The following is a 22,458-nucleotide window of genomic DNA, read 5'->3' on the forward strand; positions in this document are numbered from 1 at the left end:
CCTTACCCTTTCAACAACTTAATGAGTTGCTCTGGAATTCCGGTCTGAGGCGTCTCAGGTAAGGCGACCAACTCCCAACCTTTTTCCGAAGCAGCCGCCACCATTTCGGACGATATCGATGTGACAGTCGCAGCCACTAAATGACCTCGCCAAGCGAACTCTAAATCTACGCCCGCAAACTTTGCAGGCATCGTATCGACTGCCGGCAATCCAGCATCTTCAAAAGCCTTGACCCAAGGAGAAGCATCTTGGTCCGCCGCAACGCGGGCTTCAAGGACAGTCCTCCCTCGAGCGAGATCAATAAGTAACTGGGCAACCTCGGGGCTCCCTCGATCTATCTGCTCATGATCGGGCTGATTGAAGTAGGAGAGCAGACATCGATAGCAACCGCGCACGCACGCCTCGCCTTCTTTCTCCGTCAGAAGGTCAGCATCGCCAGCCTCAATAGCCGTTTCGATGTTCTCGAAGTGCATCAATTCGAGCGCGGTGCGCGCGACCTTTCCAATGGATTCAGCATCATCAACCAGGCGCGTTAGAACACCTGCGCCCCCCTCTGTTGCTTCATAGGCGAGAATAGCGCGTCGATTGTCCCGCGCCGGAAGCGGTTCACCAAGAATCTCGCCCTCTTCGAGCTGAAACTCCACTGCTATGCCCCGCAAAAGGGCATGCTGAACAGTTGTTATCGTTTCGGGCTCGAAGTCTTCCGGCTTCTGAAAGCGCATCAGAAGCGCGTTCTTTCTATCTCTAACAATAGGCACGATCTTAACCGGCCGCACCACGTCAGGTGCCTTTTCGGTTTCAGAATTTTCATCTTCTGATTTCGCCCAATAACCGGTCCTTGGGTCGATATTGAAACCAAAGACGGTCTGGTCCTTCCGGCGCTTTAGACCCTTGTTGAGACGGCTGATCTCGGCGCTGTTGGCGTATTGAAGGGACAGCAATGAGGTTTCACAACATTTGAACTCAGCATTGGTCACTTGAAGTTGACCGTCCTTGCTGGGCCAAGCGAACACTGTTTGGATATCGAACCCTTGGCGGACGCGTTCTTCGTCGTTTGCTGTGATACGTTCCGTGGGTGCCGCCTCTACATTGTCGATCCGGAGCGTACGCTTGATGGGCACTTCTCCTGCCATGTGGGTGTCACAACCATGGCAACGTTCGACTTCGTCCTCGTGACAGGCACCACAGTTCGGGCAGATGTAGATGTCCGTTGTGGCGAGTTCTGATCCATCACCCTCACGCACTTCTGGTGGCAACTTTGCCTTCAGCACTCGGTAAGCACGACCTTCGTGGTAGATAAGGCTCCGAGGGCCGAATTCTGAAATGGCCAGAAAGCGCGCTCGAGACAGAAACGAGCCGCTTTTGCCTTCTCCAGGGATAAAGGCATAAAGTGGTAGGCGCGGGAAGTTGTATCCAGGCAAGAAGCCTTCGGTAGCAAGATACCGGTAAGTGTAGAAATCGGATCCATTCGAAGCTTTACCCTGCTCGAGGATCGCAATCTGATCACTGGCTTGCATTTGCGCAGCTTTAATTTTCCGACGATCCGCACCGGAAAGGCCTGTGATTTCCGAACGCGCGTTTGCCTCGGCCAGTTGGGTGCGCGCCGAGTTGTAGAGTTCACGCCAACGATCAAAGGCCGTGTCGAACTCTTTTGGTGCATTCATGGCAACGTGCAGCACAAACTCTTCTGCATCGTCCATCCATATCGGCGTTGCCCCACCATCTGCTGCCAAGATTTGATCTAGGACGCGTTTCATCGGGGTGCGAGCGCGTGCGACCAATTCCGACTTCGAAATCACGGCAAGAGTTTCTTCTTTAATCGGATATCCGTCCCCTTGGAGATCAAGGACCTCCGGGATGTCAGCGGAAAGAGCTAGTTTGGTTTCTGCCAGCCAAATAGCGTGCAGGTGAGAACGCACCAATTCCTCGTTGGTAATGTCGAGGGCTGGCGGGCGAACGACACCTGCAACCATCTCGTTACGGCGCTCAAAGAAATACTGATCATGTGGAGAACCAGAGGTGCAATAGGTAACCACCACGGCGGCCTGCCCCGAGCGCCCAGCACGACCAGCACGCTGTGCGTAATTGGCCGGCGTTGGAGGAACGTTGCGCAAATAGACGGCATTGAGTGCGGAAATATCGACACCGAGTTCCATTGTCGGAGAGCAGAACAATGCAGGCAGGAATTGATCAGACTCACCTGTTGTTTTTATTTCGGTTCTGTAATCCGATGTCGCGAGGTTGGCTTGGTCATCATCTTCAAACCGGAAGCGCCATTCCCGCCACTCGCGTTGTTTCTGTGATACCTGCGCGGTGTGCTCACGACCTTCCAATCCCCAATATGCACTTTGACCTGTCGCAAGATCATCGGCGATCGAAGCGTAGAGATCATGAAAATAGCGATTGCCTCGTTTGGTTTCATCCAAGTGTGCAGCCCCAGGTACAAGGCGCACTGCCGAAGGCGTCAGACGCCAACCAATAAGGTCTGCATCAAGGTCGACGGGAACGACTAAGCCTTCGTCCGCGAATAGCTCAAGCAGCCTTGAAAAGAATTCAAGGTAGTCGTCTTTCTTAAGCTTGATGCCGATTACGCTTTTTCTGTTGATCAGTCGCGCGATCCGAGAATTGTGCCCAGCTCGCAAGAGGGTTTGTTCTTCACGAAGGCCGACAATACCCTTTCCAGGAGCCCGTAAAAGTAGCGATGAGCGCCCCTTAGGGTTTTCTTTGGCGTCGATTGCCCAAGGTGATCGCAACAATGATCTCGACTTCAGCGCGACCCCATCGAGAACCGTTAGGTCCAAAGCTTCAGTATTGACTGCGAGGCCCTCCAGCATCGCTCCAAGAACAGTCTTTAGAAAAGCAGCGCGTTCTTCTTCCTCCAAATCCCCTAGCTCGGGAAGGACAACCATCATCCTCTCGCGATCTGCTGCGATCTCGCTTACGCCAACAAATTCTACGTCCAAAAGATTCAAAACAGACAGGCTCGGATTTGTATATCGCCAACCGCGGCGAAGATCGGTCCAGACACGATGAGCGAGAACTTTTGCTAACGCTCGTTGAGCATCCTCGCGAATGACTGCACCCGCCGAAGGATCTAGCATCCAATGAGCGCGCGCGTCTTTGTTTGTGGATGTGAACCCAAGCGCTTTGACGACTCGCAGACCAAACTCGTCTTCGGTCAGGCCATCTTCTCCTGCGGCATTGACAGCGCGCAGGATCGCTCCGCGTAGGAGGCTAACAAAAAGGAAGTCGTTGAAGTGTCCGGACTGGAGGGCTGCATCTTGCCGGTTGTCTGTAAATCCAAGCAGCTTACGCTTTGTTTCTGGAACGCCACTTTCCGGCCCATTCATCCATTCTAGCGCACTCGAAACAAGAAGAGTTGTTGCGGAACTGCGTCCTTCGCCAGAGAGGCCCGCCAGCTTGCTACGTTCCCGCATCCCTTGGTTCGGCTCATCTTGGCAGCAAAGGCAGAAAGCGAATTTTCCAGGAATAAACCAGAATTCCCGCCCCCCGGCACCGTGCCGTCCATCGGACGTAACTGTGTATGATACCGGCATCCGCTTTTTTCGGTACGATCTAAGACGCTCGATCCCGTTGCGCTCTTCCAGCCAACTCTCCGGATAGCTTTCTAGCTCACCGTTGAAGACGAACTCTTGGTTGTTCTCCGGAATGGGGCAAAGGTAACCGGCAACATCTTCATCTTCTTCGTCCTGGAGGGGCGTGTCGTCAATGTTACGTGGTCGAAACCGAATGTTTCCGTCGTCATCTGCTTTCGAAACGACGTGATATTCGTGACCACAGCTTCTACAGAACCGGGTTGGGTAAAGGCGATTACCCGGCGCATCCGGGTCTTCAAGTTGGCCCTCAAATAGCACCGTTCGCGGGTGTTCTGCCAAGGTGGTGAAGACGTCACCCGCGCCAGAAATAAACCTGTGCAGTTTGAACGCGAGAAACGAAACGTCACCAGTGCCGCCCCGTTTGTCTTCAGGCAGACTGACTCGAGTCAAAAATGTTTCCAATGCTAAACGGCATTGCTCTTCCTGGACCCCGCTATCTTCGGCAAGTTTGGCAACTGCGTCTTCAAAGGGAATGGGCTTTTTCCGCTTCAACTCCAAGCCGTCATCGAGGCCAAGGGCAAGCTCTGCCCAAACAGCTAATGGATGCTGCCGCAGTATCTCGTCGTCCAAGTCGTCCGGCAGTGGCAGCGTCAGCACCTCTTTGAGGCGGGCTCTGGCCTGTTCAAGATCGATTCTATCGTCCGTAGCACGCTGCAGGGATTCATTTATTACAGCATCTGGCCCAATCTCCGAGCCAAACAAGCGAGTGGCGACTGTCGCCACTGCTAACGCTCTGTTTTCGTCCGAGCCTTCTGAGGCCATCGTCGCCGACGTGCCGATGCAGATTGGAGCTTTGTCCGGTGCGCAACGGTCTCGCAATCGCCTAACAAGCACAGCGACATCTGCACCTTGCCGACCTCGATAGGTGTGCAACTCGTCAAGAACAATGAATTCAAGGCCGCTGGCATTTGCAATGACACGGGAATCCAGATCGTTTTGTCGGGTCAGCAGAAGTTCGGCCATCATGTAGTTGGTCAGAAGTATGTCGGGCGGATTTGCCGCTATCTTTTGGCGTTCCTCCTCACTCTCCTGGCCCGTATAGCGCTTGACGACAGGTTTTAGGTTTTCAGGAAGACCGGATTGGCTGATGAACTTGTCAATTTCCTTCAACTGACTGTTTGCCAAGGCGTTCATTGGATAGACGATAATTGCACGGGTCTTGCGGGGCTTGCCCGCACTCAGGGCCCGAATAATTGCATCGACAATTGGGACGAAAAAACACAGGGATTTCCCGGATCCGGTCCCAGTCGTTACAACATAGCTCTGTCCGGATTTTGCTTTGGCAATCGATTCTGCCTGGTGGCGGTGAAAGCGGAGTGGAGTTTCGCCGAACCGAAAAACCTTCCCGCATGCCTCATCAAGATCACCAGACGCGACAAGCTCATCCACAGTTGGTCCGGACAGGTAGCGCGGGTTCAGAGAGAGCAATGCATCGGGCCAGAACCGACCTTCGTCGTATTCAGCGTCGATAGTCGTGCGAAGGTCTTCAGAACGAATGCTACTGAATGATCGAGAGAACCGTTCGTAGGAATCGATTAGGTGATGGTCAAATTCAAATGCCTGCATTTTGTCCCCGCAACGGCCCACAACAGCGACCTTTTTGGCGACTTCTTAGTTGGGGTGAAGCCAGAATAACGCTTGAGTTGAAATCTTCCAGTTGAAACTTGGGGTTAGCCAGCGATCCTGACCGACGCCGAACTGAATGAACTCAGCCGCTTTGAAGCCCGCTGCCGCCTTCTGCCGTATGTGACCCATGCCCCGGGTACGCTTCGTGGTCTGGGCGATCACCCTAGCCCTGGCAAGGCAGTCGTCGGTACCATATTCTGATGGTTTGTTGCAGAGAACGTTGTAATCCGGATCTTGAGACCGGCCAAAGGCGTTAAGCTTCAAGCAGTTAGTGCCCTGAAAAAAATTGATTGATTATCAATTGGTCGCTTGCCCATGCGCACTTGTTTTCTCGAGCCGTAGGTTCCAACGCATCAAAGCTTTAATTTGTACCATGCGGAATATCCCTTATCCATGCGGTCTTCTCCTTAGTGTCGCCAATTGTTTTACCGGCCCTCCGCCCACAGGATTGATTTGTCGCAGTGCGTCTGCTTTGGCATGGAATGGCAAAGCGTTCTCAGATTTGATACTTCGAGGCGACGCTCGGGGTCATCCATTACGCTCACAATGGGATCGACGTTTAAATTTTCATCTACACCGCACTCGAGGCACGTCGGAATGGTTGCGAGGAATAAGCCGCGCACTCGACGTAAGGTTGCATCATAGCCCGTTGATGTGCTCAACCCGCGTTTTTTACCGAGGGCTTGCTTGCGCTCAAGCTTGGCGGCAATCGGGATTTTCGCATGCCGGGGGTGAAAAGATTGCGGCTTGGACAGCATGGGGGAAGTCTCACTTATTGGTTAAATTCTTGAGAACCATATCAGCACGAGACGTCACGCAATGCCACCTCTCGCCCGTTGTTCACGATGCAAAGAGAAAAGCGATCCGAGCGAACTTAGCGGAGCTTTCGCTCGAATCGCCTATCTAGGTTTGTGAAGACGTCGGCCGCTTGTGCCGCTCCCCGCGATCCTTTTCACGCCGTGCTGGCGTTTCGGAGCGGGCGCGTTTGTCGACTTCCCGGGTTTTCTGTTTTTCGAGCCAACGTTTCTTCCCATGTATTCAGGCATCGCCAAGCTCTCGCGCGAAGTCGGCGGCTAACAATCGCATCGACCTTTAATTGCGTCATTGCGCGTAGGGTTCGTGACACGCCCCAAATTGTCTTCTTGTATCTCGCCATCTCTATTCTCTCTTCTTGCTGTTTGCGACGGTTCCAAAATGTCATTGCGACGGTGCGACGGTGGACGGCCCCCTTAAGGGGGGTCCGTCGCATCCGTCGCACCGTTTGTTATCAATGACTTAGCGGCTGGCGCAATAAGTGAACAATTGTGCACATTTACGACAAGTTGCGACGGTTGCGACGGTAGCAAAAAAAGGGCCGTCGCACTGGCGCAAACTCGCGCGATTGCACCCATTGGCGCGGCCCCATTTGCGACACGTGCGACGGTTGCGACGGGTGTGCCAGAAGGTGCCGTCGCACTGGCGCAAACGCGATCGAGGCGCTCATTGCCCCGGCCCGGCCCGGGGCGGTAGCATTGCCGAACCTTGCGAGTGGCATCGCGGCCCTCGAATTGCTCAAGAACACCGTTTTTTGCCCAAGTCTTCGCCACGTATTTAGCGCGTGCTTCGCCCGCCTCGCTGTTTCTCATATCAAAGCCGCATACGTCGCCGATCTCGTATCCGATCCAGTTATCGGCCCGGGGCTCTACGCGAAGGGGCACGCCGCTCTCAGCCGCTTTGACGCATACTCTGCGCAATTGGGAGGCGTGCTCGAGCGTGATCCCGTCGAAGGGGTCGGGGGGCGCCCAGCGCGTCACGATCGCGACGTTATCGCCTCGATCGTCGAGGGGGTCGTCTTTGGGGGCATTGGGGAGCTCGACGCCCTCGAGGTGATACCATTCCGCGACCTCGGCCGGGGGGCTCATGTTTTGCTTACCGTCGCCAATCTTCACATAGGAGCGAGTAAACACGCTCGCCGAGGATCGGATTTTGATTCCCAGGTCTCGAGGGGGGGGGGTGGTAGCGATTGCAACGGTTTAGGCGGCTGAGAGGCGCTCGGAGGGCTCGAAGGCGCTGCCGGGCTCGAGGATAATAGATCGCCCGCCACGGTGCTGGGCTCGACCGATATGCCTTTTCTAGCTTGCTTCGGTTCTCTCGGGGGATATGCGGCCTTGATCGCGTCGATCGTATAGCGCGGTCGGAGCGCCCTCGGGGAGGGCGTGCTCGGTTAGCTCGGCGATCCTGCCCTCTTTGCCGGGCTTCGGCCACGATATGCACCCGGGCAAGCACATTACTCGATCGGCGTTCACGACCTTCGGGTCAACGTGAAACTCGAGGCCGACGTGCACGCCCGCGAGCATTTCGTCGAGCTCGTTTTGATCGTTCACAATGCGATCGAGAAGCCAAAAGCCTTGCGCTCGTACGGCCGGGTTTTTCCCGGTGACGACGATCGAGTGCGGGGCGCCTTTCGCTTCGTATATAGGGCGAGCCGCGGCTGCTGCGCCGGGATCGTCAAAGTAGGCCCAGACCATAGGGAAACCCAAGACGTTGATTTTCTTCGTGCGCTTGCCCCTTGGCGAGTCCATCTTTCGGAGCGATGGCGCGAAATAGACATTAACGCCTTGCGTCGCGTTTACCTGTCCGGCGAATTGAGCGGCGGAAGCACGTCCTTCAAGCTTATTCTCGAAGAGCTTGGCGCGAGTGATAGCACCTCCGTCGCTACACGAATAGGCAATCTCGATTAATTCGGGGCCAATGACGTGACCAAATGACTGATTGAGAAAAAGGCGAGTTGTTTCCAATACGGCCTGCAGGCCCGGAATACGTACAGCGCATTAATTTTGTACCTCCCAGATTGCAACTACTCAAACATTGCGGATTCATCTCAGGGCACTCTTCGAAGTCTTAGTAGCTAAATAGGCCCGAAGTGCATTCTCTGGGTATCGGGTTGTACGTCCAATTTTGATGGGTTGCGGGAAGTCATCAACCGCCCGTTCCCACCTCCAAAGCGTCGACTTTGTGATTTTGAGAAGATCACAAACCTGATCTGCAGACATATATTTTTCCATGGTGCCTCTGTTCGATTGGCGTCGGCAATTTCCGACTGCATATGAAATAACTTTCATGCAGCTGCCGGTGTTCGCAATGATATGGACGTTGTTCGGCGCTCTAAAGAAAATCTATTAAGTACCTGAACGTATGTTATAAAAATTCATTTTCAGCTGCCCGAGATTTGTGGACTGCCAAATTTGGTGCGGATAGGCAGGTAGTATTCTGTTTTTTTTAGATCAAGAGGGTCACAGCAAGATGTCCATTAATTTAGGACGTTTTATTGATTCGCTTAAGCTCTGGGCCTTTTAAACTGCAATCTGACGACAGACCGTATACTGGACCTAGTGTGGCGTGCAGCGAGTAACGGCTTTGGGCTTTAAGCGAAGCATTCGGTACTTTGGACGGGAAACTGTCGTTCGCTGCAAGTGCGCGAGCTCTGGGGGCAATCTGGCCAAAGCGGCTGTTCAATGACAGGTCAGATCCACAAATGCTGACACTGATTCAACGGTGTTGGTGAGCCCAATGTGTGGATGCTGCCGCTTGCATGAATGTCGGCGAATCAGGACGACATCGGCCAAAATTCTCGTTTGGGATGCGCTCAAACGCTTGAAGCTCTGCGCCATGACGATACTGTGTCCAACAGCAGTTACAAATTATGGCGGAAAGATAAATGATTGGCGACTTTGGTGACCGAAATCCAAGGAATAGAGACGTTAAAGTTGCTGACTATGCGCCTGAAAAATGGAAAGAGTTCTCCTTCGCCAGAGAAGAAGTAGCAACGAGAGCTATCAAAAATGCTGGCGGAAAAGTCGAGACCTACAGAGTGCTCATTCAAGTTGATCTCAACGGAATGTATATGCGCTTGCATAAGTGGCTTACTGAGGCCGGTATGCCTATCAGGGATGGGCTCATTCTAAGTCGCTTCGCCTTTTTTCAAATTTATGATGCCTTTGAAAGAATTAAAAAGAGTATCGTAGAACTTTCAGGCGGAGAGTTCGCAGACTTTGAAGGCGTCACAGAGGACATCCGAACGACGGATAACGAAGGCATTTGGATCGATCCAAATAAGACCTATTTGAAATTTTCTCCGCAATTTGATCTTTTTTATGCTCCGTCACCTCACAAAGATATCGAGTGGAAGCTGCGTAAAGAGGCTCGATCCGGTAATTTTAACCTGCAAAGGCTTGTTAAGAATGCGGGTAAAGGGGTCATTGAAGTTTATGGAAACGAACGCGATTACAATGCCTATGATGATTTCATTGCAAAGTTAAAAGCGAATCCAGAATACTCTCAATCGGAGCAAGGGTTCTTTTGTTACTATGTAGGGCCAAAAGGTCTTAGCAGCTTTAGCGAAAAAGAAGTTGACACGCGTATTGTGATACGCGCTATGGATGCTCTTTATAATTACGAAGCTGACGTTATTTGTGTGGTTTCTTCTGACCAAGATTTCTTGCCGCTGAGCAAGAAGGCTTCTGAATTTGGGGTATCTTTTTACCAGGCCGACTTAGCCAAGTTTAATTTGCAGCACAATGTTGGTCGGAAAATCAAAGAGTTGGGATCGAAGTTTCTGAAGGGCCGGATTGATCCAAGCTGGCCACTTAAGGTAATTCTTGAGGCTTCGAACTCCGAAGAGCATAAATCGTCCGCACTCTACGAGATAGATGACGACGAGCTTAGAACTCTTTGCCAGATGCACAATGAATTCAATGACTACCATATCTCGCCAAATTTTAGTTCGGATGGAACAGTCTCGGGCTTGATTCTATCAAAACCACTAAATTTGTGACCCATGATCTCGCATTCGATAGAGGTCCGCTTTGACGGGTCGCAACGCAGCATCGGCTCAATGAGATGAATGGCCGCAAAGAGCCGACTCCATCAAGCAGGTCGTGGATGTAGCCGAAGCCGTTCTGTCAAACCTCTGGAGCGTCTTCGGGCGCAGTGCTCGAGGCCATTCAGACAGGCTGCTGCGACTGGTATTGATCCCGCAGATGAACTGCGGTCTGGTCGATGCTCGGATAGACGGTCGTGGCGTTGATATTGATCCGGTCAAGCTGAGCGAGGATGTCCGCCTTGTTCCGGATCGTGACCCGGCTGATCTCGATCCCGTCTTGGCCTGCATCAGGCAGCGCCGCCTCGTGCCCGAACAGCAGGAACGCGCCGGACTGCGATTTGATGCGCGTGTTGGTACGCTTCGCCTTCACGCAGACGATGGACCCAAGATCGTCCGGGACGATCCGCCCCTCGAAAAAGCCCTTCTCTGACTTGATGTGGTGAAGCAGCTTCCCGACAACGTCGGTTTGATTGAAGATGTCCTGGTCGAGAGTGAGATCTATCTCGTTCTTCTGCCCATAGGTCAGGTTCGAGAGGTTCGAAAGACAACTGACGGTGTCGGAATCGTAATATTTCACTCTGTCCGATGCGACCTGGAATACGATGACCTCACCGTCTATCTTGGGCTTGCTCGAGCAGGCGAAAAACAGTGCCACGAGCGGATTGCCGGAGATGTCGAGCAGACGCGTCGGCAGACCAAAGTGCTGCATTCGCACAAGGCGGTCAAAGCAATACTGATCACTCTGGAACTCATCGTGATGCGCGATCAGCAATTCCTTGCAAAGGCGGTCCTCCCTCGGCATGAATTGCCAGTCGCCATTATCCCATTGGCGCAGCAGGGACGGTGTAAGTTCATAATGGGCGTCGCTATGGCCTCGGAAGAAGGTCTCGGTCGCCGCCTTTGCCGACGAGCGATAGAGCAGTCCAAGAAAGGACTCCACGCTGTCGGCGGCGCCAAGGATCTTCTTGTCGCGTGGCGGGGGCTGGATCTCTGAATCGATAGCGGCGGGCGTCTCTTGCTCGGTGACTAAGTCGGTCAATTCGGGCTTGAGAGCGGCCAGTCGGGCCAACACCTCCCGCGCATCACCTTCACGGACTGCCCAGTGCGTGCGGTATAGCTGGAACCGATCCGCGCCGAAAATGGACCTGGCCGTTTCAATGTCATCAAATGTCACCTCGCCAAAGTCGATCTGCGTCTCGAAGTTTGTGGCGACCTCTTTGCTCCCAGGTGTAAAGTCGGAGATCCGGCCATACTTGATGAGCATGGAGACGGCGTCTCCCGTCAACTTTACCTCGCTGCACAGGAAGGTCGGCAAGGTCTCCAAAAAGGCTATCGCAGCGGAAGCGAGGCCTTCCAGCCGCTTCTCGGTGTCGGGCGGCGTATATTCGAACATGCGCCCCCGGAACATAGTGACGACATCGACGTTCCCCTCGATTTTTTCCCAATCACCAAATGAGATGTAGTTGAAGCTTTCCGCCATTCGTCCAATTCCTTACGCCTACCGCGTCGTTTAACGCGACGCCTAACCGGACGGCATTTGCATCGACATCACACGTGTGACTCACGTTACTGCGATCTTGGGATGAAAGAAATGTTGCTCATCCGCAAAGACGCGACAAATCTCCGCCTTGGCCATGGATGTGAAGTATTTGCTGCGCAATACATGAAAGTCGGCAATGCGTAAGCCGCAGCGCGGCGTCGAGGAGCGAGGCGGATGGCCGGTCTGGGCCGTTTGGGTTATCTGACTGAGAGTCCGGGAAGTCCCGCAACTCTGTCTTTGGTGTAGACTGCGGCGAATGATTGCTTACGGGGCCATTTACATGTCCTGAACTTAAACAGACGGAATGCGATATTATACTGCTGATGTCGCAAAATCGGCCCACTTGGACATGAGCACACGTCGCTTCTCGAACAGGTCGCCGCGTCGATAAGCGGCTTCCACGCGATTTGGGATTGAGTGGGCGAGAGCCATTTCCGCAACCGCGTGGGGCGTTTCAGTAGTTTCTGATACCCAATCTCGAAATGTCGACCTGAAACCGTGTGGAACCGCTGGGATGTTGAGGCGCTTTAGAACAGCTGCCAGTGTCATATCGCTTAGAGGGCGTCCTAGACGAGCGCTCGGAAATACCAACTCTTCGTCTTGGAACCTTTGTAGTGCTTTCAGGTGCGCGATCGCAGGATCTGAGAGAGGAACCCGATGCTCCAGATTTGCTTTCATTCGATCCGGGGGGATAGTCCATACATGAGATTTGAGGTCGAACTCCATCCAACGAGCCTTCCGGACTTCCCCCGAACGTGTCGCAGTCAAGATCGCGAACATCAAAGCCTGAGCGCCCATACCTTCCGCATCCGCGATCTGCCCAAAAACTGATGGCAATTCCAAGAAAGGAAGCGCCTTAAAGTGCTTTTGACGATCTTTTTGCCTCGGAAGAGCTCGTTCGACCCCCTCCACGGGGTTTATGCCTTCGCAATATCCTGAGACACGCGCCCACTCGAAAACAGCTTTTAGCCTCTGGCGCACACGACGGGCAGTTTCAGGTGTCTCCAGCCAAATTGGTCTAAGCACCGAAAGGATATCCGCTTGGCTGATGTCGAAAATATCGCGGGAGCCGATCTTCGGAAACGCCGCGGTTTCAAGCGTTCGGATCCACTGAGCGGCATGCTTGGAATTGCGGACATGCCCGTCGATCTGATCTTGCCAGACATGTCTCGCGGCTTGTTCAAAAGTCATCTTTGAGCGCTTCTTTTTGTCTCGCACCGCTGCTGGATCACCGCCGCTTCTCGCGATCTCGCGCCATTCGGATGCAATAGCCCTTGCATCTGAAAGGGACACAAGAAGCGCTGACCCAATACCGAGTTCGCGGCGTTTTCCATGTACGGTCCCTCGCCATTGCCACCAGCGCGAGCCGTGCTCGCTGACGACGAGATAGAGGCCCATCCCGTCGGCGTACCGGCCAGGTTTTTTTTCATTCTTGACCCTAAGTGCGGTAAGTTGATTGCGGACTTCGCGTGGCACTAATAGCTCCTAGGTTTAACATTAACCCACCATAAACACCCACCAATAGGTTGGAAACCAGCAATATCAATTGAGTGCAATTGAAATCTGATTCTAACCTAAAGTTTTGATAATAATGAAATTATCAAAATAACTGGGAGTATATGAAACGCCAAAATGGCGGACTTCGTCTCCGCCACCCACACTCATTGCCTTTATTTCTATATAAATATAGGGTTCCGACCATACATTGGAACATATATTGGAACATACGGCATGGTCGAGCTACCTCACACCAGTTTGGTTCTGATTAAAAAGAAGTGGTACGTGAATTGTACGATACCCAAAGACTTGCGCCCTCTGTTCAAAGACAGGAAGCAGATCAGACGGTCCACTGGCACAGCCGATAAGTCCCGTGCGGAGCGACTGAAGCATTCCATTTCATCTGAGATTTACGAGGAACTGGCCAAGGCTAAACCTGACAGGACCAACGCCATCTTTGAAAGTCTTTGTAAGCTAGGTGTCGTACCTGAGGATATCGAAGGGTTCACCTCTCCAGACGAATTGACTGAAGACGATCTCAAGACGATGGAAATATTGGCAGAGGCCCCAAGGCATCCTGAACCTGCTTTGCCTGAAGAGATGGCTATGGAAGCCAGTGGCATTGAGAGAGGCCGTGTAGCGGCCCATGAGGCCATCCAAGAACTGCGTAGGCTCGTGACGCCTAAACCGTCCCACAGTGGCTCAGTGGTCCTCTCTGTCACTCAGAGAGAGTACTTGGACAGCAAGCCATACGGGCCAGCCAAGACGATCAGGGATGCTGAATTATCGATTGGTGAATTCCAAGCATTTGCAGGAGACATTCCGCTGTCTGATGTCACGGCTGTCATGATCCATAGCTACGCTGAAAAGCTTGGGGGGACCAAAAGCAGGGAGACCATCGCCAAGAAGATTGGATACGTTAAGAGAATGTACGATTGGGCGGTCAGGAAAGGTTACGTTGAAGCCAATGTCTTTATGACAATCACCCTAGATAAGAAACTTGGGACAGCACGGGCCAGCTATCAGCCATTCAGCCACGATGAATTGACTAAGATATTCGGACTTGAAATGCCTGAACACCTGAAGACACTACTGTCAATTCTTGTCACTACAGGTACCAGCGGTAGAATGTGGTGCGGGGGATGCCGAGCTTGGCCAACGTCAGACGCGCTGACAAATGCGATCCTTCAACCAGTCTGATGATCTCCAACTTCTCAGATGCAGCATACCTCATTCGTGGTCGCCCCCATCTCCCAGCATGCTTTTTTTGAGCAAGCGGAGTTCCAGCGTTTGCTCAGCAACCACTTCCTTCAGATCGCGGGCTTCACGGCGGAGATCCTTAACCTCGTCAGTGTTCGCAGCGCGGGCTGTGTCGCCTGCCAGCCGCTTCTTGCCCGCTTCCATGAAGTCCTTGGACCATTTGTAATAGATGCCTTGAGAGATACCCTCACGACGACACAGCTCAGCTATGCTGTCCTCGCCCCTCAGACCGTCCAGGACGATCCTGATCTTCTCTTCGGACGAGTAATGCTTGCGGGTCGCTCGTTTGATGTCTTTGACGATCTTCTCGCCTGAGCTTTTGCGTGTTCCATTGGTCTGTCTCATCTTCCACTCCTCGGTGGTTACGATGAGCCAAGAACACTCTCTTAGCAATTTGCCCTATTTGGACCCATAAGCGCTGACGTCAGACACGTAGGGCTTCAAGAACTCCCAGATGAACCTCTGAGCTGCATAGAACCCGACCATCATGTAGAACCCGTTTCGCAAGAGAATGGGCGAGCGAACTGCTAGGGCAAGCCCCGTGCCGGTCAGGAAAAGGGCCATCGCAATTGATTCATAGAGCTGCACTGGATGGCGCAAAACGCCATCGCCAAAATCCCATCCCCATGCAAGACCTGTTGGGATGCCGTATGTCTGATCTTCAAGCCCAGACAGAAGGCAGCCAATACGACCAACGACGACCGTTGTAGTGAAGCCGGCAACAAAGACCACACCGGTGCTGCCCACGATCCCGCGAGACTTTTTGTAGACCTCGATCATCAAGGTCGCCCCCGCAAGGGCTCCGACGATGCTCCGACCCACGCCGGGGATTCCAGACACGATGAGGTTCGCGCTTCCAAGACCATATCCGCCGATAACCGCGCCCGCTATCAGCGCAACACCGTAGCCTGTGTTCAGGTTGCCCAGCGCCATGGGGCTCGCCTCGCGAAGGCGCAAATTGTGGGCCAAATAGGTCGCCAGAAGAGAAAGCGACGCTGCAAGCAAGTCGAAGACTGTGTGGATATTGATGACACTCATGCCGAAAGACATTCACCCAACCGAAAGGGTGTCAACTGTTCTGTAGGTCTTGTCGCCAACTCGACACTGGCAGGTCAAATCCTTGGCGTTGGGAATGGCTTCCCGAAAGCGGACATTCCAATCTAGCGTCCGCATGTCGGCTTGGGGCTCAGAGCAGACGTTCGCTGCGCTTTGTACGAACGACTGCTGTGCGGGACAAAGCCGCGATAGTCCCATCAGCCGCCAGCCGCCTCAGGCAACACGAAGGCCAAGCAATTATCGCGCGCTTCATCCGTACTGACAAACTCCTGCAGTGCCAACGACGTGGTCACGGCAAAGTCGCGTGCTGGACCAAAGACGCCTTTGCCCTCAAATCCGCAGCGGGCGCAGCGGAACTTCACGCCCACAGTCGTGCCATTGTGCTGCACACCGCCCTTCGCCACCCACCAGACGGGCACGCGCTCACACCCCGGCAGGGGCACATCCTGATGCGTTTGGGCATTGTGAATAAGTTTCAGGTTGGGAGAGATTGGAGCGTCGGACACAGGGATACCTTTCTGAACAGGGACACCCCTATGCCATCGGTCAGGGGTGAGGTTCAAGTCGGCAGCATTGCTCTGCAGCCCGAAAGGCTCGGGGAAAAGTGACGCGTTCGTCTTTTGTACCGACGTTCTCGTCTTCCTGATTTTCAACCTGACCCGACAACCACTCCCCCCCATGCTTTGAGCGCCGCGCGGCGTTCGTCCTGATACAACGCCCCGTGCATGTAGTGCTGGTCAGCCATCGACCCGATGGCATGCGCGAGGCAGGCCGACACGACATGCGGCGGCGTGCCCATTTGCGCCATGCGTGACGCAGCGGTGCGTCGCAGGTCATGCAGCGTCCAGCCCGCACGCACCCGCTGGCTCAGGTAGCTTTCAACGGTCTTGGGTCTCACGTTGAACAGCAGGTCGTCATTTGACGGAGTGACCTGCGCCTTGGCGAAGTCCGACAGCCAGACCTCCCAGCCCCGACCCGCCTTCATCGTTTCGGGCGGGAAATGCAGCCATCCCCCATCAACCCTAGAGCGCCGCGCCTGTGCCACTTCGCCACGACGACAGTGGGTGGGCAAGGCAGAACAGAGCAAAGCGCCCGTGTGCCCCCGCTGGCCCGTCCTGCTGGGCCATCTCCTTCAGAGCGTCAATTTCGCCATCGGACAAAACGCGGGTTCGCTTCTTGGGCTTACCAGCGGTCACGCACATGGGCACGCCGTAGAGTGGAGAGACTTCAATCAGGCCGAGGCCGACGGCGTAGTTCAGGATTGACCGAAGCTGGGACGTGGCACGGATGGCGCGGGCCGGGGCACGGGCGCGCAGGGCACGCAGGAGCGCCACCAGTTCCGCCCGCTTGAGGCTGTCCACCCGCCGCCGTTCCAGAGAGGCCCAGAGGGGCCGCAGGTTGGCCGCGTTTTCGGGCCGCTTGTGAACCGGGGCGACTTGGTCGGCAAACCACTGGTCCCAAAGCGCGCCGAACTGGTGCGGGGCAGAGGTCGCCGCGTCCGCAAGGCTGCGGGCTTCGGCAAGGCTGACTTCAGGATAGATGCCGAGCCCACGGGTGCGGCCCGCCTTACGCGCGATCCAGTTCTTACGGCCCGAGGGTTCGATGCGGATGGAGAGGCCATCGCCCACGGCGACCACGCGACGTGCGTCGGTCGGTTTCAGGCGTTTGATTTGCAGGTCTGTGAGCATTGGGGTGTTTCCTTTCTGACTGGTCTTGGTAGCAAAAAGGGCGTGCTACCGAGGCAGGTCAAGGGCGGCTGGCGGTGAACAGCTATGAACACGCCCCAGAAGGAAAATCAACAAGATCAGGTGGTTACTGTACAACCATGAACAGCCGTGAACAAATTAGATGTCTTCGTAGTAGACGGTCAGCAGAAAGCGGTGCGGGGTCATTTCGGTCCTTCTTGGGCGGTTGGCATGGCGCCCTGCGATGGTGTTGCAACGCCAAAACCATCCATAAAAGGCATCAGTCTGTTTCGAAACCCATTTTCCGCGGACTTCTTAATCGCCCCACCACAGCGGATTAACAGGTTTGTCATTGTGTTAACGGGCTAAGCGCATGGATTAGACATGGCAACAGGCATCACTCTCGATACAAACTGTGGCACGCTTTGCAAGACTGGCCGAGAGGGCGCATACCCGCACGCACATCCTCCAAAGTGCTGATCTTTTCCGACCATTCGTTCGCGAACGCCTCTAAATCCTGTGCCTTAGCCGTGAAATCGTCGAAGTTTTCCCAGATGGCGGGCAAAGCCTCTGACTTCGGATCGGTCTCTTGCGCGGTGAACAGATCGACTGACTCGGCTGAGTGGCGGGCGATTGCACGTGCGGCCATCTTTGCCGATGCGGCATCAAAGGCAACCTGCCCTTTGGCCATCGTGCCCAGCACCTCTACATTGTCGGAAATAGCGCTCATCCCATTCATGCGGGCCATCACGGCAGGGTTCTTTACCCCAGTGTGGGCCAGTGCCGCAGTGGCACCGAGGGCCAAAGTGGCTGCCATAAAATATCTGAATTCCAATTGTCTCTCCTTTTCGCAAAGCGCGTCCTACAATCAGTTGATCCCGTTGGCGCGCTGAACCTCGCGGATGTAAGCAACAAGCATCTCTACATCCGCCCGTGTCAATCCTGGGACCGGGGGCATATCACCGAAGGGCCAATGGTGCCCGCGAACGCCTATCGATACGGCACGCTGAAACGCTTCGTCTCCGTGATGCGAGGGCTCATAGATTTTGTGGATAAGCGGTGGCGCAACTCCGGCCTGACCGGCTCCATCGTTGCCATGACAAACAATACATTTGGCCTCGAATGTGGCTTTGCCCATCTTTGCTCGATCCGACAGCTCATCCGGCAAAACAACCGCTGCAAGGGCTGTATTTTCCGAAGGCGAAGACATGTCCACCTCTGCGGGCCACATGAGATATCCGGCTATCAAAACCGCAATCACCGAAACCCCGATTGCCCAAACCTTCATCACAACCTCCCGACCTCAGACTTTGGTACGGGTTCCGCCAACTGGAAGGTCAAGATGAATATCGAAGGTGCGCTAACAGTTTGAACGATTTGTCACGTCAGCGTGCCAATCCGCGCTGCCAATCGCAATGCGTGACTTGGATCATCGGCGGCACCCGGCATCACCGGATCATAGGCCGCCTGGATCAACGCGGCGATGTCCGGGCGCAGTACTGTCGTCTCGCCCGCAACAGCCAACGGAGAGCGGTCGCGAAAGGCAAGGTCGGACCACAAAAGCATGGATTGAACAACCTGGCTGAGCGCGAGCGTTTCAGCAGGGACAGTGCGCAGGTGTGTATCCATCCGAAGGAATACAAAGCGGGCCTTGATGGCGCCGGTATCGTCAAAGCGGAACGTGCGGTATTGGTTGGCGTCCAATTCTTTGAGCCGGGCAACGAGGGGCCCAAGATCAGGTAACAAACGGTCCATGTTCGGAACATCCGGCAACTCATCCCACTCTTTGAAAAAGAACCAGATGAAGTTTGATCCCAACTCGGGATCGGTTTCACTAATCGAGGTGCCGGCAAGTTGGTTCACCGCCTCGATCGCGCCCTTGATGACGCCCAGCGTCTCGTCCTCGACCCCGAATACCACAGGCGCCAGCGGTCGGCCCCAGCGGGCAAAGGCATAATCTCCACTCTCGCGCACAAACAGGGCTTCGATCTCTTCAGCGGTCATGTATTGCAGGCCTCAGTCAAACAAATCTCGGTCAGATTTCGGGGCGTCCAGCCCCAAATGCCGCCATGCACGCGCCGCCAACATCCGGCCACGGGGCGTGCGCTGGATCAAACCCTGTTGCAAAAGGTAGGGCTCGATCACCTCTTCAAGGGCATCGCGGCTTTCACTGAGCGCCGCACTCAGTGTTTCAATGCCCACAGGTCCGCCACCATAGTGTTCCGCCATGAGCGACAAGTACCGGCGGTCAGCGCCGTCCAATCCCAGATGATCAACACCAAGACGGGTCAGAGCAGCATCCGCCAACTCTTGGGTCACGCGCCCGTCCCCTTCCACCACTGCAAAGTCCACAACCCTGCGCAGCAAACGGCCCGCAATGCGGGGTGTCCCACGGGCGCGTCGTGCGATTTCGCGCGCACCACCTTCCTCTGCAGGCGCGCCCAGCTTGCGCGCGTTGCGCTCTACAATCGTGAACAGTTCGTCCTCGGTGTAAAACTGTAGCCGCGTAGGAATGCCAAAGCGATCGCGCAGCGGCGTGGTCAACAGGCCCATCCGCGTCGTCGCCCCAACCAGCGTAAAAGGCTGGAGTTCGATGCGCACAGTACGTGCGGCGGGCCCTTCGCCAATCACAAGGTCCAGTTCGAAATCTTCGAGCGCAGGATACAGTACTTCTTCGACTGCCGGGTTGAGGCGATGGATTTCGTCGATAAACAGCACATCGCGCGCCTCAAGATTGGTAAGGATCGCGGCCAAGTCGCCTGCTCGGGCCAGCACAGGGCCGGACGTCATGCGAAAGTTCACCCCCAACTCGCGCGCCATGATTTGGGCAAGCGTGGTTTTACCCAAACCGGGAGGGCCGTGAAACAGGGTGTGATCCATCGCCTCGCCCCGCTGGCGCGCGGACTGGATAAAGACACGCAAGTTGGCACGTGCTTCTGCCTGTCCGACAAAATCGTCGAGCATTTGCGGGCGCAGCGCGCGATCGAACGCTGTGGCGTCGTCTTCGGGCAAAGGAGCAGCGCGCAAGGTAGGATCAGATTCGTCGGTCATCCCCTACCCCTTCGGTGCCAGCAGCTTGAGTGCTGCGCGGATCAGCGCTGGCGTATCCGCCTCCGGAGTTTCGCCGGCAGCTTGCGCGACCGCAGCGGCGGCGTCCGAGGGGCTGTAGCCGAGATTGCCAAGAGCGGACAACGCGTCGGCTTGGGCAGAAGACGGTGGCGCAGAGACAGGCATCGGTTCAATCACGTCCACTTCTGACGCTCTTGCAGGCACCTCTCCGCTCGCTTGGGCCACAGTGCCTCCCATCGCCATGACACCGGGAGCCTTGTCCTTGAGATCCAGCACGATGCGCTGCGCGATTTTCGGGCCAATGCCCTTGGCAGCCTTGACCGCGTTCCAATCACCAAGCGCAATGGCCCGGCTGACCCCATCCGGACCAAGCGTTCCGAGGATCGCAAGCGATGCCTTGGCCCCGACACCCTGCACCGACATCAAAAGGCGGTGCCATTCTTTTTCCACAAGCGTGGGAAAGCCGAACAGCTGCATCAGATCTTCGCGCACCACCAAATCCGTAAACAGCGCGCACGCCTGCCCTGCCCCGGGCAGCGTCGCCAATGTACGGTCCGAACAATAGACGAGGTAACCCACCCCGCCGACGTCCAGCAGGATGTGATCACCCGCCCGATAGTCAATCCGCCCTGTCAACTTGCCAATCATGCGCGCGCCCTTGCGACAGCCGCCGCCAAACCGCTGTTGGCGCTCGCCCCGCCGTGATGCGCATGGCAGATCGCTATCGCCAAAGCGTCCGCCGCATCAGGCCCTGCGATCTGAACCCCCGGCAACTGTACGCGGACCATGTGGGCCACCTGCCCCTTGTCCGCATGACCCACCCCGACGACAGTCTTTTTAACCGAGTTGGGGGCATATTCTCCAACGCTGAGTCCAGCACGGGCCGGAGCAAGCATCGCGATCCCACGCGCCTGACCCAGTTTCAGAGTCCCCGCACCGTCTTTGTTAACGAACGTCTGTTCAACGGCAGCAGTGTCAGGCAGATGCGTGGCAATCACTTTGGTGAGCTGATCAAACAAGGAAAGCAGGCGCAGCGACAAATCATCCCCGCTTGAGTTACAAACACCGTTGGCCACATGGCGCAATCTGGGGCCGTCAGCCTCAATGATTCCCCAGCCCATATGCCGCAAGCCCGGATCAATCCCCAAAATTCGCATGATGTACCGCCCGTTTCTGCACGCCTTACGGCTTTTTCTCAGGGTTAGCACGAAAGGCGAACATGCGCCAAGGGTTAACAGCCAGCATCTGAATGCGACATCCCAATGTTCTGGTCGCGACAGACCGGGCAAAAGAGGGACAAATACGCCATCAAACGGTCGAAAATCGACACGCCCACCGTTAAGATTTTCCCTTATTATACGGTGCGTTAGCATTGATTTCTGGCTATGCAATTTCTGCATAGCACATATGACTTTAACGTCCTTGTCCAAAGTTCTCACACTGCCTAAATGCGCAGCACAAGGCCGAATGGTTCGGCTCAGACAAACATAAAGGACTGCAAAATGGCATCATTCGACACCACCCGCCCCGTTTATGGCACTGCCCCAGCTGCAGGCCACGTCAAAGGGTTTGTTTCCAACCTGATTGCACAAGTGATCTCATGGAACGACGCGCGCGTCACACGCAAAGCGCTGAACACTTTGACGGACCGTGAACTGGAAGATATCGGCCTCGTTCGTGGCGATATCGACGATGTGGCAAACGGCCACTAAACCTAATGCAAAATGCGATGCATGCTCTTAAATGGGCAAAAGCCGCGAGACCCGAACTGGGCTCGCGGCTTTCTTATTTGAGGCGTTATCATTTCACTTACTAAAAAGTATTATTCAACAAAGGGTTCGATAAATCCTGCAAGATACGACGTGGCGGGATCGATTTGCATCAACCACGCCCCGCCCTGTTCGAACGCACCGCCTTGTTTAAGCTTGGCCACACGCTCGTTGTAGGTAATCTCACTCAAAGATGAGACCATAATCGCCTTGAACACAAAAAACCCGAGCACTAGGGCGAGCAGCCCTTTGATCGGAAATCCACGGCGCAATGCACGGTTTGGTCTGACAACAATCAGCCCGTCCTGACGCATTACGGTGGTGAACCCTCGGGACATGGCCTGATGTTTGCGGCCTAGCACCGAGAGGCGCTTGTTAAAATCAGCTTGCGAATCTCGCATGACAGCCTCGGTAAACACTCAAAACGGCCCCCACCGTCGAAGTGTCTAAACTGCATCTGAATTGTGGCAAAATCTGG

General features: G+C 54.9%; 22 protein-coding genes and 1 pseudogene. 3 read left to right on the forward strand and 20 right to left on the reverse strand.

Translation table 11 applies throughout. The features are described from left to right. Positions 1 to 2: 2 nt before the first annotated feature. From DHN60_RS00995 to DHN60_RS22945, 6 genes are all read right to left on the reverse strand, one after another. Entirely contained in the window at positions 3 to 5,183 is a 5,181-nt protein-coding gene (locus DHN60_RS00995; RefSeq protein ID WP_108835404.1) for a DEAD/DEAH box helicase, read from the reverse strand. A 45-nt stretch (positions 5,184 to 5,228) separates the two neighbouring features. After that, positions 5,229 to 5,507 (reverse strand): hypothetical protein, encoded by a 279-nt coding sequence (locus tag DHN60_RS01000; RefSeq protein WP_108835405.1) that lies wholly within the window; start codon positions 5,505 to 5,507, stop codon positions 5,229 to 5,231. A 161-nt stretch (positions 5,508 to 5,668) separates the two neighbouring features. After that, positions 5,669 to 6,001 carry a hypothetical protein gene (locus DHN60_RS01005; protein ID WP_108835406.1) on the reverse strand — a complete coding sequence of 111 codons (333 nt, stop codon included), beginning with the start codon at positions 5,999 to 6,001 and terminating at the stop codon, positions 5,669 to 5,671. Positions 6,002 to 6,472: 471 nt separating this feature from the next. Next, positions 6,473 to 7,144 carry a hypothetical protein gene (locus tag DHN60_RS01010; protein ID WP_159089074.1) on the reverse strand — a complete coding sequence of 224 codons (672 nt, stop codon included), beginning with the start codon at positions 7,142 to 7,144 and terminating at the stop codon, positions 6,473 to 6,475. A gap of 210 nt (positions 7,145 to 7,354) precedes the next feature. Then, entirely contained in the window at positions 7,355 to 8,020 is a 666-nt protein-coding gene (locus DHN60_RS01015; RefSeq protein WP_108835408.1) for a hypothetical protein, read from the reverse strand. Positions 8,021 to 8,098: 78 nt separating this feature from the next. Beyond that, on the reverse strand, positions 8,099 to 8,344 hold the full coding sequence (locus DHN60_RS22945) for a helix-turn-helix domain-containing protein (RefSeq protein ID WP_108835409.1): 246 nt from the start codon (positions 8,342 to 8,344) through the stop codon (positions 8,099 to 8,101). Positions 8,345 to 8,940: 596 nt separating this feature from the next. On the opposite strand from DHN60_RS22945, the gene DHN60_RS01025 reads away from it, so the two are divergent. Continuing rightward, entirely contained in the window at positions 8,941 to 10,056 is a 1,116-nt protein-coding gene (locus DHN60_RS01025; RefSeq protein ID WP_108835410.1) for an NYN domain-containing protein, read from the forward strand. Between the two features lie 169 nt (positions 10,057 to 10,225). Here DHN60_RS01025 and DHN60_RS01030 read toward each other — a convergent pair whose 3' ends face one another. After that, positions 10,226 to 11,584: an FRG domain-containing protein gene (locus tag DHN60_RS01030; RefSeq protein WP_199913608.1), complete on the reverse strand. Its 1,359-nt coding sequence runs from the start codon at positions 11,582 to 11,584 to the stop codon at positions 10,226 to 10,228. Positions 11,585 to 11,956: 372 nt separating this feature from the next. After that, entirely contained in the window at positions 11,957 to 13,120 is a 1,164-nt protein-coding gene (locus tag DHN60_RS01035; protein WP_234423474.1) for an integrase arm-type DNA-binding domain-containing protein, read from the reverse strand. 255 nt (positions 13,121 to 13,375) lie between these two features. On the opposite strand from DHN60_RS01035, the gene DHN60_RS22905 reads away from it, so the two are divergent. Beyond that, positions 13,376 to 14,341 carry a DUF6538 domain-containing protein gene (locus DHN60_RS22905; RefSeq protein ID WP_306415968.1) on the forward strand — a complete coding sequence of 322 codons (966 nt, stop codon included), beginning with the start codon at positions 13,376 to 13,378 and terminating at the stop codon, positions 14,339 to 14,341. On the opposite strand, the pseudogene DHN60_RS01045 reads toward DHN60_RS22905, so the two are convergent. The 11 genes and pseudogenes from DHN60_RS01045 to ruvC all read right to left on the reverse strand — a co-directional run. Continuing rightward, positions 14,256 to 14,746 (reverse strand): annotated as a pseudogene (locus DHN60_RS01045) (transposase); the annotation flags it as partial. The gene DHN60_RS22905 and the pseudogene DHN60_RS01045 overlap by 86 nt on opposite strands. Positions 14,747 to 14,800: 54 nt before the next feature. Further along, positions 14,801 to 15,439, reverse strand: coding sequence for a prolipoprotein diacylglyceryl transferase family protein (locus tag DHN60_RS01050; RefSeq protein ID WP_159089076.1), 639 nt, complete (start codon positions 15,437 to 15,439; stop codon positions 14,801 to 14,803). Between the two features lie 215 nt (positions 15,440 to 15,654). After that, positions 15,655 to 15,963 (reverse strand): hypothetical protein, encoded by a 309-nt coding sequence (locus tag DHN60_RS01055; protein ID WP_108835413.1) that lies wholly within the window; start codon positions 15,961 to 15,963, stop codon positions 15,655 to 15,657. A gap of 143 nt (positions 15,964 to 16,106) precedes the next feature. After that, positions 16,107 to 16,442, reverse strand: coding sequence for a tyrosine-type recombinase/integrase (locus DHN60_RS01060; RefSeq protein ID WP_108835414.1), 336 nt, complete (start codon positions 16,440 to 16,442; stop codon positions 16,107 to 16,109). Between the two features lie 37 nt (positions 16,443 to 16,479). Further along, complete coding sequence (locus DHN60_RS01065) at positions 16,480 to 17,145, reverse strand: Arm DNA-binding domain-containing protein (protein WP_108835415.1); 666 nt, start codon at positions 17,143 to 17,145, stop codon at positions 16,480 to 16,482. A 394-nt stretch (positions 17,146 to 17,539) separates the two neighbouring features. Then, on the reverse strand, positions 17,540 to 17,959 hold the full coding sequence (locus DHN60_RS01070; protein WP_108835416.1) for a cytochrome c: 420 nt from the start codon (positions 17,957 to 17,959) through the stop codon (positions 17,540 to 17,542). A gap of 51 nt (positions 17,960 to 18,010) precedes the next feature. Further along, positions 18,011 to 18,373: a cytochrome c gene (locus DHN60_RS01075; RefSeq protein ID WP_234423503.1), complete on the reverse strand. Its 363-nt coding sequence runs from the start codon at positions 18,371 to 18,373 to the stop codon at positions 18,011 to 18,013. A gap of 149 nt (positions 18,374 to 18,522) precedes the next feature. Beyond that, entirely contained in the window at positions 18,523 to 19,146 is a 624-nt protein-coding gene (locus tag DHN60_RS01080) for a hypothetical protein (protein ID WP_108835418.1), read from the reverse strand. A 12-nt stretch (positions 19,147 to 19,158) separates the two neighbouring features. Further along, positions 19,159 to 20,193 (reverse strand): Holliday junction branch migration DNA helicase RuvB, encoded by a 1,035-nt coding sequence (gene ruvB, locus DHN60_RS01085; RefSeq protein WP_108835419.1) that lies wholly within the window; start codon positions 20,191 to 20,193, stop codon positions 19,159 to 19,161. Between the two features lie 3 nt (positions 20,194 to 20,196). Beyond that, positions 20,197 to 20,859, reverse strand: a complete 663-nt coding sequence (gene ruvA / locus DHN60_RS01090; protein ID WP_108835420.1) for a Holliday junction branch migration protein RuvA — start codon at positions 20,857 to 20,859, stop codon at positions 20,197 to 20,199. After that, entirely contained in the window at positions 20,856 to 21,371 is a 516-nt protein-coding gene (gene ruvC / locus DHN60_RS01095; RefSeq protein ID WP_108835877.1) for a crossover junction endodeoxyribonuclease RuvC, read from the reverse strand. Before ruvC ends, ruvA begins: the two co-directional genes overlap by 4 nt. A 342-nt stretch (positions 21,372 to 21,713) precedes the next feature. On the opposite strand from ruvC, the gene DHN60_RS01100 reads away from it, so the two are divergent. Next, complete coding sequence (locus tag DHN60_RS01100; RefSeq protein WP_108835878.1) at positions 21,714 to 21,923, forward strand: DUF1127 domain-containing protein; 210 nt, start codon at positions 21,714 to 21,716, stop codon at positions 21,921 to 21,923. A 110-nt stretch (positions 21,924 to 22,033) separates the two neighbouring features. Here the strand turns inward: DHN60_RS01100 and DHN60_RS01105 are convergent, their stop codons facing one another. Further along, complete coding sequence (locus tag DHN60_RS01105) at positions 22,034 to 22,381, reverse strand: hypothetical protein (protein WP_108835421.1); 348 nt, start codon at positions 22,379 to 22,381, stop codon at positions 22,034 to 22,036. Positions 22,382 to 22,458: the final 77 nt, after the last annotated feature.

The sequence above is a fragment of the Tateyamaria sp. Alg231-49 genome (assembly GCF_900143535.1).
Lineage (GTDB): Bacteria > Pseudomonadota > Alphaproteobacteria > Rhodobacterales > Rhodobacteraceae > Tateyamaria.